Annotated in this window: 12 protein-coding genes; 6 read left to right on the forward strand and 6 right to left on the reverse strand. The window is 32.5% G+C overall.

Annotation, left to right across the window (positions count from 1 at the left end):
* Window positions 1-5: 5 nt before the first annotated feature.
* The 3 genes from JM80_RS11635 to JM80_RS11645 form a co-directional block, all read right to left on the reverse strand.
* Window positions 6-650 (reverse strand): peroxiredoxin, encoded by a 645-nt coding sequence (locus tag JM80_RS11635; protein WP_013622587.1) that lies wholly within the window; start codon window positions 648-650, stop codon window positions 6-8.
* A gap of 118 nt (window positions 651-768) precedes the next feature.
* The gene (locus JM80_RS11640) at window positions 769-2433 is read right to left on the reverse strand and encodes a Na+/H+ antiporter NhaC family protein (protein ID WP_144710244.1); all 1665 of its coding nucleotides are present in this window, start codon (window positions 2431-2433) and stop codon (window positions 769-771) included.
* An 84-nt stretch (window positions 2434-2517) separates the two neighbouring features.
* Entirely contained in the window at window positions 2518-3720 is a 1203-nt protein-coding gene (locus tag JM80_RS11645) for an aminotransferase class I/II-fold pyridoxal phosphate-dependent enzyme (protein WP_144710246.1), read from the reverse strand.
* A gap of 158 nt (window positions 3721-3878) precedes the next feature.
* On the opposite strand from JM80_RS11645, the gene JM80_RS11650 reads away from it, so the two are divergent.
* Both JM80_RS11650 and lpdA read left to right on the forward strand, forming a co-directional pair.
* Window positions 3879-4346 carry an Lrp/AsnC family transcriptional regulator gene (locus JM80_RS11650; RefSeq protein ID WP_013622584.1) on the forward strand — a complete coding sequence of 156 codons (468 nt, stop codon included), beginning with the start codon at window positions 3879-3881 and terminating at the stop codon, window positions 4344-4346.
* A gap of 119 nt (window positions 4347-4465) precedes the next feature.
* Window positions 4466-5866 carry a dihydrolipoyl dehydrogenase gene (lpdA, locus tag JM80_RS11655; protein WP_034646639.1) on the forward strand — a complete coding sequence of 467 codons (1401 nt, stop codon included), beginning with the start codon at window positions 4466-4468 and terminating at the stop codon, window positions 5864-5866.
* A gap of 54 nt (window positions 5867-5920) precedes the next feature.
* Here the strand turns inward: lpdA and thiD are convergent, their stop codons facing one another.
* The 3 genes from thiD to JM80_RS11670 all read right to left on the reverse strand — a co-directional run bounded on the left by thiD (window position 5921) and on the right by JM80_RS11670 (window position 8290).
* Window positions 5921-6739: a bifunctional hydroxymethylpyrimidine kinase/phosphomethylpyrimidine kinase gene (gene thiD, locus JM80_RS11660; RefSeq protein ID WP_144710249.1), complete on the reverse strand. Its 819-nt coding sequence runs from the start codon at window positions 6737-6739 to the stop codon at window positions 5921-5923.
* Window positions 6740-6882: 143 nt separating this feature from the next.
* Window positions 6883-7113, reverse strand: coding sequence for a CDGSH iron-sulfur domain-containing protein (locus tag JM80_RS11665; protein WP_013622581.1), 231 nt, complete (start codon window positions 7111-7113; stop codon window positions 6883-6885).
* Between the two features lie 58 nt (window positions 7114-7171).
* Window positions 7172-8290, reverse strand: coding sequence for a heparan-alpha-glucosaminide N-acetyltransferase domain-containing protein (locus JM80_RS11670; RefSeq protein WP_144710251.1), 1119 nt, complete (start codon window positions 8288-8290; stop codon window positions 7172-7174).
* Between the two features lie 123 nt (window positions 8291-8413).
* On the opposite strand from JM80_RS11670, the gene JM80_RS11675 reads away from it, so the two are divergent.
* The 4 genes from JM80_RS11675 to JM80_RS11690 all read left to right on the forward strand — a co-directional run bounded on the left by JM80_RS11675 (window position 8414) and on the right by JM80_RS11690 (window position 14068).
* A complete protein-coding gene (locus tag JM80_RS11675) occupies window positions 8414-8944 on the forward strand; it encodes an NADPH-dependent FMN reductase (RefSeq protein ID WP_144710253.1) in 531 nt (176 codons plus the stop codon).
* A gap of 9 nt (window positions 8945-8953) precedes the next feature.
* Window positions 8954-10258 carry an aminodeoxychorismate synthase component I gene (pabB, locus tag JM80_RS11680; RefSeq protein ID WP_144710255.1) on the forward strand — a complete coding sequence of 435 codons (1305 nt, stop codon included), beginning with the start codon at window positions 8954-8956 and terminating at the stop codon, window positions 10256-10258.
* Window positions 10259-10278: 20 nt separating this feature from the next.
* On the forward strand, window positions 10279-11583 hold the full coding sequence (tilS, locus tag JM80_RS11685) for a tRNA lysidine(34) synthetase TilS (protein WP_144710257.1): 1305 nt from the start codon (window positions 10279-10281) through the stop codon (window positions 11581-11583).
* An 85-nt stretch (window positions 11584-11668) separates the two neighbouring features.
* Entirely contained in the window at window positions 11669-14068 is a 2400-nt protein-coding gene (locus JM80_RS11690; RefSeq protein ID WP_144710259.1) for a penicillin acylase family protein, read from the forward strand.
* Window positions 14069-14124: the final 56 nt, after the last annotated feature.

The following is a 14124-nucleotide window of genomic DNA, read 5'->3' on the forward strand; positions in this document are numbered from 1 at the left end:
TAAAATTAGTTTACGTTAGATGCTAAATATTCTGCAGTACCTTTAGCGTTAGCTTGCATAGCTTCTTTACCTTCTTCCCAGTTTGCAGGACAAACTTCACCTTTTTCTTGTACGTGAGTGTAAGCGTCTACTAAACGTAAAAACTCATTTACATTTCTTCCTAGAGGCATATGGTTTATTCCTTCATGAAAAACAGTACCTTCTTCATCAATTAAGTAAGTAGCTCTGTAAGTAACATTATCACCATCTACAGTAACAACACCAGTTTCATCATTATAAGTTTCGTTAGAAATATCTAAGATACCTAATGTAGAAGCTAAGTTTCTGTTGCTATCTGCTAAAATTGGGTAAGTAACACCTTCTATACCACCATTATCTTTTGGAGTATTTAACCAAGCAAAGTGTACTTCTGGAGTATCACAAGAAGCTCCAATTACTATTGTGTTTCTTTTTTCAAATTCTGCTAATGCTGATTGAAAAGCGTGTAATTCCGTTGGACATACAAAAGTAAAATCTTTAGGGTACCAGAATAATAATACTTTTTTATTATTGTTCTTAGCTTCTTCCAAAATATTTAATTTGAAAGTATCACCCATTTCATTCATTGCGTTAACAGTTAAATCTGGGAATTTTTTTCCTACAAAAGCCATTTATTTTTTATTTAAGGTTATACATTTTGTTACTGCAAATATAACCTACAAATATGCTTTTTTAGATTAATAAAATTTTAATTCTTTATAGAAGAATAAAGATTCTTTATGTTAAAATTTATTTAGCGCGTAACTGTCTAATTTTTACGTTTAATGCAGCAAATAATAATGTAGTAAACGGACTTAACCAGTTAAACATAGCGTAAATAAAATACTCACCAACCCCAACGCCTAAAACACTAGATTGGTAAGCTCCGCAGGTGTTCCACGGTATTAATACAGAGGTTACTGTACCAGAATCTTCTAAGGTTCTACTTAAGTTTTCGGGAGCAAGGCCTTTGTCTTCGTAAGCTTTTTTAAACATTTTACCAGGAATAACAATAGCTAAATATTGGTCACTAGCAATTGCATTTAATCCTAAGCAACTAGCAACAGTACTAGCAAATAGTCCAAATGTAGATTTTGCTACAGATAAAAGTGCTTTAGTAATTCTTGACAAGGCTCCAATACCATCCATAATTCCTCCAAAAACCATTGCACAACAAATAAGTAAAATTGTCCATAGCATACCATTAATACCACCAGCACTAAATAGTTTGCGTAGTCTTTTTTTGGTAATTAATTTGTCTAGGTTATCTGCTATGTTTACTAAACTAGCTTTGTCTGTAGTGCTATTGGTAAAAACAGCAGCTAAATCTTTTTTAGTGTAAATGCCTTTTACATCATCTTCAGTAAAAACATTAGACAAATCATTATGTTCCTTAATAATAGCTAATTCTTCTGCAGATAATTTAGCAAGCTCTTCACTGTCATCAATACTCACATTGGTATCTGTTAAAACAGCTGTAACAATAGCATTTGTTTTAGAATCTGCTAACCTATCTAACAATTTTGGCTGAAAAACAAAAGCAAAAACAATAGCTAAAACAACACCAGATAGTAATGCTAATAAAGGTTTTGTTTTAAGTAGTATTAAAGCAACAACAGCAACAGGTACAATAAATAATAAAGGGGTAATTGTAAAGTTAGCATCTATTGTGTTTAAAATAAAAGCAACATCTGTAGTTCCGTTTGTGTCTATATTAGCACTTAAAACACTAAAAAATATAAGTGTTACAATTAACGTAGGCACTGTAGTTATGGTCATGTATTTAATATGCGTAAACAAATCTGTACCAGCCATAGCAGGAGCTAGGTTTGTTGTGTCACTTAAAGGAGACATTTTATCTCCAAAATAAGCTCCAGAGATTACAGCACCAGCAATCATTCCTGGGTTAATACCTAAGGCAGAACCAATACCAACTAAAGCAATACCAACGGTTGCAGAAGTGGTCCAGCTACTACCAGTAGCTATAGATATTATTGCAGCTATAATTACAGATGCAGGTAAAAATATACTAGGGTTTAAAACTTGCAAGCCATAATAGACCATAGCAGGTATAATACCACTAACTAGCCAAGTACCAGCCAATGCACCAACCAATACCAGTATAACTAGAGGAACAAAAACACTTTTAATGTTTTCCCAAACTTCTTTACCCATTGTAGCAAAAGATGTCTTATTGTAAAGACCTACAATTGCAGCAACAGCACCACCAATTAAAAGTATAATTTGATTGGTGTATGCACCAAACCATTCTTGTCCGTCTACAAAAAAAATGTTGTAGGCTAAAAGCGACATTAATATGATAACCGGAATTAAAGCTTCAAAGAAATTTAATTCTTTATTTTCTACAATATGCTCATTTTTAGGGTCTGAGGTGCTTAAATTTTGGTTTTGCATTAAATTGAGTTAGTTAATTACCTTGTAATATTACAATTTTGGTGTGTTTCTTGCAAGTTTTATATCTTTTAGATAGTGGTTAAATTATGATAAAATACCCAAGTCTATCATACACTTTCTCATCATATTATAGGTTCTGTTAATATCATTGTCTAAACCAATAGATAGTCTAATTAATCCGTTAGACAATCCCATTTTTTCTTGTTCTTCCATAGGTATTTCTGAAGAGGTAGATGTGCCAGGAGCGCTAAAAAGTGTTTTGTAAAAGCCTAAACTAACTGCTAAATACCCTAAGTTACGTTCTTGCATAAGCTCCATTAATGCATTTGCTTTGTCTAAAGAGCCCACGTCTAATGTCATAATACCACCAAAACCATATTCTGCAACCATTTGTTGTTTCATTTTAGAATGACTAGGGTGTGATGCTAACCCAGGGTATACAACACGTAAACCATCTTTTTCAAAGTTCTGAGATAAGTACAATGCATTTTCACTATGCTTTTTTATTCTGATGTGTAGCGTTCTCATATTTTTTAAAATAGATGCAGCTCTGTAGCTATCTAAAGTACTACCTAAAAGCATTGTAGCACCATTATTTACATCTTTTAAACTGGCACAAAAATCTGTAGTACCACAAACAACACCAGCAACAGTATCACTAGTACCGTTAATAAACTTGGTTAAACTATGTATTACAATATTAGCGCCTAACTTGGCCGGAAGAATAGATAATGGGGAAAACGTATTATCTACAACAAGCGGTATATTATGTTTTTTTGCTAATGCAGCCAATGCCTTAATATCAGCTATTTCTAACAATGGATTACTAACAGCCTCACAGTAAATCATTTTTGTTTTAGGTGTAATTGCGTTTTCAACAGCATCTATAGTAGTAATGTCTACAAAAGATGTATCTACATTAAACTTTTGTACAAAGTTTTTTAAAAAAGCATAGGTTCCACCATAAATGGTTCTACTACTCACTAAATGGTCACCTGCATTGCAAAGTTGCAATATAACAGATGTTATAGCGCCCATTCCGCTAGCATAAACATTAGCATTTTCTGTACCTTCTAAAGCAGCTAAAGCTTCAGCTAAATAAAGGTTAGAGGGTGAGGAGTGTCTGCTGTACAGGTAGCAGCCTTCTGTGTTGCCATCAAAAGTATCAGACATCGTTTTGGCAGATATAAATGTATAGGTAGATGAGTCTGATATAGATGGGTTAACGCCTCCAAATTCTCCAAAATATTGTAGGTCTAGTATATTGTCTGAAGCCTTGTAATCCATAATAGTATAGTTTAGGTGATTAATAATGGATTAAATGTATTTTTTAGTAGTTAGATTGTCAATATATTTTAAAATTTGATTTAAATAAAACTAAATATTATGCTTATAATAGATTTAAATTCTATTTTTAATCATAATTACTTTAATCTTAAGAAAAAATGGCAAGTTTTGATGAAACAGATATTAAGTTGTTGGCACTTTTGCAAAACGACTGTAAAAAAACAACTAAAGAATATGCATTGCACTTAAATTTGTCTGTTACTGCTGTTTATGAGCGTATTAAGCGTTTAGAGCGCACAGGTATTATTACAAAATATGTAGCTTTAGTTGATAAAAAAACAGTAAAACGTTCTTTTGTAGTGCTCTGTCATATTAAATTAATACAGCATTCTAAAGAGTTTTTAATGCAATTTGAAAAAGAGGTGCAAAAGTTAAAAGAAGTAGGAGAATGTTACCATGTTAGTGGAGATTACGATTATATTTTAAAAGTATACGTAGAAAATATGGAGGCTTTTAGAGATTTTATGGTAACTAAGCTAACAGTATTAAACCACATTGGTAGTACACAAAGTTCTTTTGTAATAAATGAAGTTAAACATACTACAGCTATAGAAGTTGGCGTTTAGCATATGTGTTTTTACATAGTAAACGCTAAAAATTTGTTATAATAAAAATAGGAATGTATTATAATTTCCTATCCACAAAAAATAGTGCTAATTTTACAACTTTAATCAAAGAAAAATATATGAATTCATATGATGTTGCCGTAATAGGCTCAGGTCCTGGAGGGTATGTTGCAGCTATACGTTGCGCACAATTAGGAATGAAAACAGCAATAATAGAGAAATATTCAACTTTAGGTGGTACATGTTTAAATGTAGGCTGTATTCCTTCTAAGGCGTTGTTAGACTCTTCTCATCATTATGAAGATGCCGTAAAGCATTTTGAAGAGCACGGAATTGATATTCCTGGCGAAATTAAAATCAATTTAGAGAAAATGATTTCTCGTAAGCAAGCCGTTGTAGACCAAACTACTGGTGGAGTTGATTTTTTAATGAAAAAAAATAATATTGATGTTTACGTAGGTACTGGTTCTTTTAAAGACGCTACACACATTTCTATAGCTGGTGAAGAAACTACAGAAATTGAAGCTAAACATACAATTATAGCAACTGGTAGTAAACCATCTACCTTGCCTTTTATTAAGTTAGATAAAGAGCGTGTTATAACTTCTACAGAAGCTTTAAAACTTAAAGAAGTGCCAAAACACCTTATTATTATTGGTGGTGGAGTTATTGGTTTGGAGTTAGGGCAAGTATACAAAAGATTAGGAGCAGAAGTATCTGTTGTTGAGTATATGGACCGTATTGTACCAACTATGGATAAAGGCGTGTCTAAAGAATTAAACAAAGTTTTAAAGAAACAGAAGTTTAAAATGAACTTGTCTCACAAGGTAAAATCTGTAGAGCGTAAAGGAGATGAAGTTATAGTTAAAGCAGATAATAAAAAAGGCGAAGAAGTTACTTTTACAGGAGATTACTGTTTGGTAGCTGTTGGTCGTCATGCATATACAGATGGTTTAAATGCAGAAGCTGCTGGTGTAAAGTTAACAGACAGAGGTTTGGTAGATGTTAATGAGCATTTACAAACTAATGTTTCTAATATTTATGCTATTGGTGATGTGGTTAAAGGTGCTATGTTAGCACATAAAGCAGAAGAAGAAGGTACATTTGTTGCAGAAACTATTGCGGGTCAAAAACCACATATTAATTACAACTTAATTCCTGGTGTAGTATACACTTGGCCAGAGGTTGCTGCTGTTGGTAAAACAGAAGAGGAATTAAAAGAAGCTGGTGTTGAGTATAAAGTTGGTCAGTTTCCTATGCGAGCTTTAGGTAGATCTAGAGCTAGTATGGATTTAGACGGATTTGTAAAAGTACTTGCAGATAAAAATACAGACGAAATTTTAGGTGTACATATGGTTGGTGCACGTGCTGCAGATATGATTGCTGAAGCTGTTGTTGCTATGGAGTACAGAGCTAGTGCAGAAGATGTATCTAGAATGTCTCATGCGCACCCAACATTTACAGAAGCTATTAAAGAGGCTGCTTTGGCGGCTACAGGAGATAGAGCTTTACACGTTTAAGGTTTCTATTTTATAAATTTTAAAAAGGCTGCTCACTAGAGCAGCCTTTTTTATTTAATACAGTTTGTAAAAATGATTTACTGGTCCGTTACCTTGACCAAGTTCTTTTCGTTTACCAGCAACAATAGCCTGGTGTGTATATGTTATTCCTTTTTGTACAGCATCTTTAAGTGTGCAGCCCAAAGCTATATGCGTTGCTATGGCAGAAGATAAGGTGCAACCTGTACCGTGAGTGTTTTTTGTATCTATTTGTGTCTTAGAAAAATTATGCAAGCTTTCTGTATCATACACATATAAAACATCCATTAAAGAGGTACAGTTTTCTAAATGTCCGCCTTTAAGTAAAACAGATGTTTTATAGGTTTTTCCTATTTTTTTAGCCATTTCTGGCATATTTTCAGGAGAAATAGTATCAATATTTAATAAAACTAGAGCTTCTGGTATATTAGGTGTTATTAATGTAGCCATTGGTAAAAGCAATTTTAAGGCTTCCAAGGCAGAATTATCCAGTAAATTATGACCAGATGATGCTACCATAACAGGATCTAAAACTACTGGTATATTGTTATATGCCCTTAAGGAGTCTGTTACAGTTTTTATAATTTGGGTAGACTGTAACATTCCTATTTTAATAGCTCCAATATTAATATCAGTTAATACTGCTGCTATTTGGTTTTTAATTTCAACTGTTGGTATTGGATAAATAGCGTTTACCCTAAGTGTATTTTGTGCTGTAATAGCTGTTATTGCTGTTGTAGCAAAACCGCCGTTAGCGCTAATGCTTTTTATATCTGCTTGTATACCGGCACAACCGCCAGAGTCGCTACCAGCAATTGCCAATACAGCATTGTAAATGGTTGTAGTGTTTTTCATTTGTAATGTTAATGTCTGTTTGCAAATCTATGTAATTTGTAGATTTTGCGCTATACTGTTTTGTATTAACATACGTACAAAACCTAAAAAAAGTCCTTATGAATTTTACATAAGGACTTTTAGTATTGATGCTGTGTAGATTACTACTTGTGAGATCCGTCACAAAAAGGAGGATTACTAGTTAATTTACAAGTACACATATTGTATGTTTTTGTTTCTTCTACAGAAAAACGCATAGATGGTGTTGCGTTATGTGCTTTATGAGAACCATCACAAAATGGTTGGTTGCTACTGTGTGCACAAGTACACCAGCCGTAATTTTTATCTTTTTCTAATTCTACCTTTATTGGTGAGTATTTTTTTTCGTTGCTCATTTTATAGTTATTTGGCCGTAAACATAGCGCAAAACTAAGCATCAAAAAATAGCAAATGTCAATTTTTAGCTAGTCTAAATAGCTTTAAGGCTCCAAACTTTATCTTCTGCAGTGTAGCTTTTATTTTATCTTCATAAGTATCATACAATAAAGCTAAATAAGTACAACTAATCATAAATAAAATAGCTCCAATTATGGCTGTTGCTGGGAGTAAAGAATATTTTAAGTAGTGGTAAATTCCAAGTCCAGTAAAACTACCATATAAAATAATAAAATGTATAACGTAAATGGCTAAGGTGTTTTGCCCTATCCTTAAAACAACTTTATTGGTTAAAAAAGAGCGCAACATCATAAATAAAGAAAAAATAATAAGTACGTCTCCAAGCCTAATAAACAAGTAGTTGTTAGTGTATACTGCATATAAAAAGTTATTGCCTGTAACATCACAAATAAATGCAAACAATGGTGATGATCCAAAAATTAAAAACAACCCTAAAGTTGTACAAATAAGTATAGCATTTAGGTATAAATGCTTGTGGTTTTTGAATTTGGTAAATAACATAGCCATAAACGCACCAAAAGTAGCATACCCAAACCAAGGAATAATGGTAAATACAGAACCGTATAGTTTGGTAATATAATTTGCTATGGCTTTTGGTAAATAGGTGTGTGGTAGTTTATCATAACTAGGTTCATATAAAAATAATAGTAATGTTATGCTAAGTAAAATAGTAGCAAACACAATTGGTTTAGTTTTACTGGTAAGCAAATACAATGCTATAATACCTAAAATAGAAAAGCCTATACAATGCAATACATCTACATAATAAAAAGAGTCGTACAGCTCTGCAAAAAGCACGCTAAACAGGTTCATTCTAAGTAAATAACCTATTAAAATTAGTTGTAATCCACGTTTAATTCCTTTTTTAACACGCGGATTTTTTAAACCAATTTTATCTCCTTTAACCAGCAAATATGTAAATATAAAACCGGATACAGTAAAGAAAACAGGAGCTGTCATTCCTCTAAAATAGCTCCAAATAGCATAAGGTAAAATGGTTTTGTCTCGGTATTCAAAATCTAGTAATCCGTCTATAAAATGACCTTGTAACATCATTAAAATAGCCCAAGCACGCATAGCGTCTATAAAGTATAATCTATTGGTTTTCTTCTCCATTGGTGGTTATAAAAAAGCTATGTGCTTGTTTTACAGTTGGTTTTATTATTTTCGTCTGCAAAATTAGCTAAAATGCTCGCAAATGATTGTTATTTACGGTATTTTCGTTAAAAACTATTTAAAATGAGTAATATTTTAGCTTTTGCCGGAAGTAACAGTAGCACATCTATAAACTATAAATTAGCAACATTTACTGCTAGTGTTTTAGGTGATAACGCAGTTACGTTGTTAGATATGTCTAAGGTTAACATTCCTATGTATAGTGAAGATGCAGAAAAAAATGATGGTTTTTCTACAGAACTAAAAAATGTAAATAGCGCAATTGCAAGTGCAGATGCTTTAGTAATAGCAGTAAATGAGCACAATAGTGGGTTGTCTTCTTTTTTTAAAAATTTAATAGACTGGCTTTCTAGGCTAGATCGTAATTTTTTAGAAGGTAAAAAAGTACTTTTACTTTCAACCTCTCCTGGTAAAAGAGGCGCAATTAGTGCAATGGAACAAGCAAAAGGCGTATTGCCACGCTTTGGAGCAGAAATAGTTGCTAGCTTTTCGTTGCCTTCTTTTTATGATAATTTTAAAGAAGATGTTTTTGTAGCAACTAATTTAAAGACCGAATACCAGGCAGTTGTAGATCAATTTTTAGCTAAATTATAAACCATACCATTGCGCAAATCTTTTTCTTTTACGGTTGATGATGTTCAGGTATTTAAAAACCAATTACTTGTTTGGAGTCAGCAATTTTACGAGGTTGTTTGGTTAGACAGTAACTTGCATGAAAACAAATACAGTTCTTTTGACGGAATGTTAGCTGTAGATGCATTAACGGCCTTGTCTACAGACAGTTTTAATGCTTTTGACGATTTAAAAACTTACCAAACAGAAACCAAAGATTGGATTTTTGGTTATTTAACGTACGACTTAAAGAATACCACAGAGCAATTAAAATCTGCAAATTTTGACGGACTGCATTTTCCTGAATTGTACTTTTTTCAGCCTAAAAAAATAATACAATTACAAGGGAATACTGCTCATTTTTTATATTTAAATATGGTTGATGATGAGCTAGAATCAGATTACGAAGAAATTACCAAAATCAACCTAAAAGTAAAACAAAAACAAGAAGAAAAGAACATACATATTAAAATGAGAATCTTTAAGGACGATTATTTTAATAGAGTAGGTAAAATGCTTCAAAAAATACACAGAGGAGATATATATGAAGCCAATTTTTGCCAAGAGTTTTATGCAGAAAACACTGCTATTAATCCGTTAGAAACTTACTTACAATTAAATAAAATATCTAAAGCACCATTTTCTGTTTTCTTTAAATTAAATGATAAATATTTAGCTTCTGCATCACCAGAGCGTTACATAAAAAAAGAAGGTACAAAGGTAATTTCTCAGCCAATTAAGGGAACTTCAAAAAGATCTGCTAACAAAATTGAAGACAAAAATTTACGGATTAATTTAGGCAAAGATGAAAAAGAACGTGCAGAAAATATAATGATTGTAGACTTGGTACGTAATGATTTGTCTAAGAGTGCTGTGAAAGGAAGTGTGGAAGTAGAAGAATTATGCAAAGTATACACTTACAATCAAGTACATCAAATGATTTCAACTATTACTTCAACTGTTGAAAATGATAAAAATGTAGTAGATATTATAAAAGAGACTTTTCCTATGGGGAGTATGACCGGTGCTCCTAAGGTCTCTGCAATGCAAATTATAGAAGAGTTAGAAGCTACAAAAAGAGGCTTGTACAGTGGTACCGTTGGGTATATTACACCGGAGCAAGATTTTGATTTTAATGTAGTTATACGTAGTATTTTGTATAATGACACAGAAAAATACGTGTCGTTTTCTGTTGGTGGTGCTATAACAGCAAAAGCCAGTCCAGAAAAGGAGTATGAGGAGTGCTTACTTAAGGCAAAAGCAATGAGACAGGTTTTAGAAGGTAAAATATCTTAAACTTTAGTTACATTTGTAACGTGCTAAAAGAATTTAAAAATCATATTAAAGCCCATTTTCCACTGTTACTGCAACGCCCGTTTTTGGTAGCTTGTAGCGGTGGTGTAGATAGTGTTGTGTTAGCACATTTGTGTGCAGCATTGCAGTTAGATTTTTCTATAGCGCATTGTAACTTTAAATTGCGTGATGCAGCTAGTGATGCAGATGAAGAATTTGTTCGTCAACTGGCACTACAATTACAAAAAAAAATATACATAACTAATTTTAATACAGTTGGTTATGTTGCTAAAAATAAGGTTTCTATTCAAATGGCAGCAAGAGATTTAAGGTATTCTTGGTTTGCTAAATTAGTTAAAGAAAACAATCTAGAAACCGTGTTAACAGGTCATCAAGCAGATGATAATTTAGAAACCTTTTTAATTAATTTATCTCGTGGTACTGGTGTAGGTGGTTTGTTGGGTATACCATCAAAAACTAGTGCATTGGCTAGGCCATTATTGCCTTTTACTCGTGATGAGATAGAAGATTTTGCTAAGCAAAACAATATTAAGTGGCGAGAAGATAAAAGCAATAAAGAAACCAAATATTTAAGAAACAGAATAAGACATAAAATTGTACCAGAATTAAAAGAATTGCATCCAACATTTTTACAGAATTTTAATAATACACAAGACTATTTGCAAGAAACTTCTGTTTTAGCGGAGGATTACATTAAACTTCTTAAAAATAAATTATTTGTACGTAAAAATGGCGTTATAGAGGTTTCTGTTTCTAAATTATTAACCTACAAACCCTTAAAAACCTATTTGTATGCATTGTTTAGTAGCTATGGATTTACAGAATGGCAAGATGTTGCTAATTTACTAACGGCAATGAGCGGTAAACAAGTTTTGTCTAGAACACATAGGTTGGTTAAAAACAGAGAAAATTTACTATTACAGGAGCTTAAAGAGGCAAATTCTGATGTGTATTTGGTGAACAAAGACCAAGAAACTATAAGTTATCCTATAAAATTGCATTTTCAAAATGTATCTGAAATAGGAATTACCAATTACACCACTATTTATGTAGATAAGTCTAAATTAAAGTTTCCTTTAGTTTTGCGTAAACGTGAAGAAGGAGATGTTTTTTATCCGTTTGGACAAAATGGTAAAAAAAAGCTTAGTAAATTTTATAAAGACATTAAATTAAGCGTTGTAGCAAAAGAAGAGCAGTGGTTACTATGCTCGGAGTCTAACATAGTTTGGGTAGTTGGCAAACGTGCAGACAATAGGTTTAAAGTTAATACTGATTGCACTAATATTCTTAAAATCAGTATTTTGTAGCAATGATGTTCTTTTTTTTAATTATAGCAGTAAAATAGGTTTTCTTTTTTAAAATTTAATTCTACCTTTAGGCAAACAACCTATTATGCGCCGCTTAAAGAAGATACTAAAAATAATTATTCCGGTTTTAGGCTTGTTATTTTTAGCTTTTTGTATGTTTATTTATTCTTTAACTCCTGAGTATGAAGGAGAAAAAGATTTAAAAAATTTATCTAACCAAGTAGATGTCTATTATGACAATTACGGAATTCCTCATATTTATGGCGCTACAGAAAAAGATGCTATACGCGCATTAGGTTATGTACACGCACAAGATAGGTTGTGGCAAATGGAATTACTAAGGAGAATTGGTCCTGGTGAATTATCAGAGATTTTTGGAAAAGACTTAGTAGAAACAGACAAGCTTTTTTTATCGTTAGGTATAGATGATTACTCTAAGGAAACGGTAGCTAACTTAGATCCTAATAGTGACTATGTAAAGCTTGCAGAAGCTTATTTAGATGGTGTTAACCAGTTTCAGGAAGAAGGTCCAACTCCAGTAGAATTTTACTTAACAGGTGTAGATAAACGCCCTTTTACCCTAAAAGACATACATAATACTATTGGGTATATGGCATTTAGCTTTGCAATGGCGCACAAAACAGATCCATTACTTAGTACTATAAAGAGCAAGCTTGGTAGTGCTTATTTAAAAGATTTATCAATTACAACAGAACCATCTTCTACACTTATAGAAAATTACGACCCATTAAAAGATACTTTACAACTTAATTTGGCTAGCAAATTAGCTTCTACATTTAAAAACCTACCAATACCTTTGTTTGAGGGAAGTAATAGTTGGGTTTTATCGCCCCAAAAAACAAAAAACAAAGCTGTAATTTTAGCAAACGATCCACATATTGGTTTTTCTCAACCAACCGTTTGGTATGAAGCTCATTTAAGCACACCAACGTATAAAAAGTATGGGTATCACTTAGCAGGTGTTCCTTTTCCTTTATTGGCACACAACAGACAGTTAGCCTATGGTTTAACAATGTTTGAGAATGATGATGTTGATTTTTATTATGAAGAAACCAACCCAAAAGATACTACACAGTATAAAACAGAAAATGGTTGGAGAAAATACAATTACAAGCATAAAATAATTAAGGTAAAAGGTGAGGATGATGTAAAATTTACGGTAAAATCTACCAGACACGGTGCAGTTTTAAACGGCATAGCAACTAGCGTAACAGGAGAAAAACCGGTTGCAATATCTTGGATTTTTACCCAAGTAGAAAATAAACTTTTAAGTGCATTGTATGGTATGTCTCACTCAGAGTCTATGGGTACTTTTAAACGTCATTTAAGAGATTTACACGCTCCAGGTTTAAATATAATGTACGGAGACGCAGAAGGCAATGTAGCTTGGTGGGCAACAGCTAAGTTGTATAAAATGCCAGATAGTACTAATACCAAATTAATTTTAAACGGAACAAATGGTATACAAGAACGTGGTGAGTTTTTAGATTTTTCTGAAAATCCGCACGCAGAAAATCCGCCTTGGGAATTTGTGTATTCTGCAAACAACCAACCAGACACTATAAACGGAAGGTTTTTTCCGGGATACTATTTGCCAGAAAACAGGGCTAAACGTATAGAGCAGTTGCTAAGGCCTAAAAATGATTGGGATAAAGTGTCGGTTTCTAAAATGATTACAGATGTTACTTCTGCTGTAGACCCAACCATTGTTACTAATATGGCTAAAAATATTGATATTAGTAAGTTAGATATTAATGCTATTAAATTATTAGACCAACTAACCAATTGGGATGGAAGCGCTACGGTAAACAGTGTAGAGTCTAGCTTATACCAACGCTGGGTGTTTTATATGCTTAAAAATACCTTTAAAGATGAGTTAGGTGAAGAACTTTTTAACCAGTTGCTTACAACACATTTTCATAAAAGATTAATTGCACCAATGGTAAGCAATAGCTCATCAATTTGGTGGGATAATGTAACAACTACTAAGGTAGAGACTTCAGATGATATTTTTCAGTTGTCATTAACAGATGCGCTATTGTCATTAAAAAATCAATTTGGAGAAAATACAGAAGCTTGGACTTGGGGAAAAATACATACATTAGAGCATGAGCACCCTATAGGTAAGGTAAAAACGTTACGCAAGTACTTTAATGTTGGCCCTTTTCCTGTGAATGGCACTAAAGAAGTTATAAATAATATGGGTTTTACCTATAGTGAAGATAGTATTTATAAAGTAACCTCAGGACCATCAACACGTAGGGTAATAGATTTTTCTGATATAGAAAATAGCATAAGCATACTACCTACAGGGCAATCTGGTAGTCCGTTTAGCTCTCATTATAACGATCAGGCTCAAATGTACTTAAATGGCGAGTTTCGTAAAATGATGATGAATAAAGAGGAAATTATAGCAACTAAAAAATCGTTATTGGTTTTTAAGCCACATGCAAGGGTAGAGTAGATATACTCTTTATAAATTCACCAAAATATAAACAAACGTTAACTTTTAGAATATTT

Source organism: Cellulophaga sp. RHA_52 (assembly GCF_007827205.1).
In the GTDB taxonomy this organism is placed as follows: Bacteria; Bacteroidota; Bacteroidia; order Flavobacteriales; family Flavobacteriaceae; genus Cellulophaga; species Cellulophaga lytica.

Excerpts from the sequence above, each read along its gene's own strand:
- JM80_RS11670 (WP_144710251.1), bottom strand. The coding sequence starts at position 8,290 with ATGGAGAAGAAAACCAATAGATTATACTTTATAGACGCTATGCGTGCT.
- JM80_RS11690 (WP_144710259.1), top strand. The coding sequence starts at position 11,669 with ATGCGCCGCTTAAAGAAGATACTAAAAATAATTATTCCGGTTTTAGGC.
- JM80_RS11675 (WP_144710253.1), top strand. The coding sequence starts at position 8,414 with ATGAGTAATATTTTAGCTTTTGCCGGAAGTAACAGTAGCACATCTATA.
- JM80_RS11645 (WP_144710246.1), bottom strand. The coding sequence starts at position 3,720 with ATGGATTACAAGGCTTCAGACAATATACTAGACCTACAATATTTTGGA.
- JM80_RS11635 (WP_013622587.1), bottom strand. The coding sequence starts at position 650 with ATGGCTTTTGTAGGAAAAAAATTCCCAGATTTAACTGTTAACGCAATG.
- thiD (WP_144710249.1), bottom strand. The coding sequence starts at position 6,739 with ATGAAAAACACTACAACCATTTACAATGCTGTATTGGCAATTGCTGGT.
- JM80_RS11650 (WP_013622584.1), top strand. The coding sequence starts at position 3,879 with ATGGCAAGTTTTGATGAAACAGATATTAAGTTGTTGGCACTTTTGCAA.
- JM80_RS11640 (WP_144710244.1), bottom strand. The coding sequence starts at position 2,433 with ATGCAAAACCAAAATTTAAGCACCTCAGACCCTAAAAATGAGCATATT.
- lpdA (WP_034646639.1), top strand. The coding sequence starts at position 4,466 with ATGAATTCATATGATGTTGCCGTAATAGGCTCAGGTCCTGGAGGGTAT.
- JM80_RS11665 (WP_013622581.1), bottom strand. The coding sequence starts at position 7,113 with ATGAGCAACGAAAAAAAATACTCACCAATAAAGGTAGAATTAGAAAAA.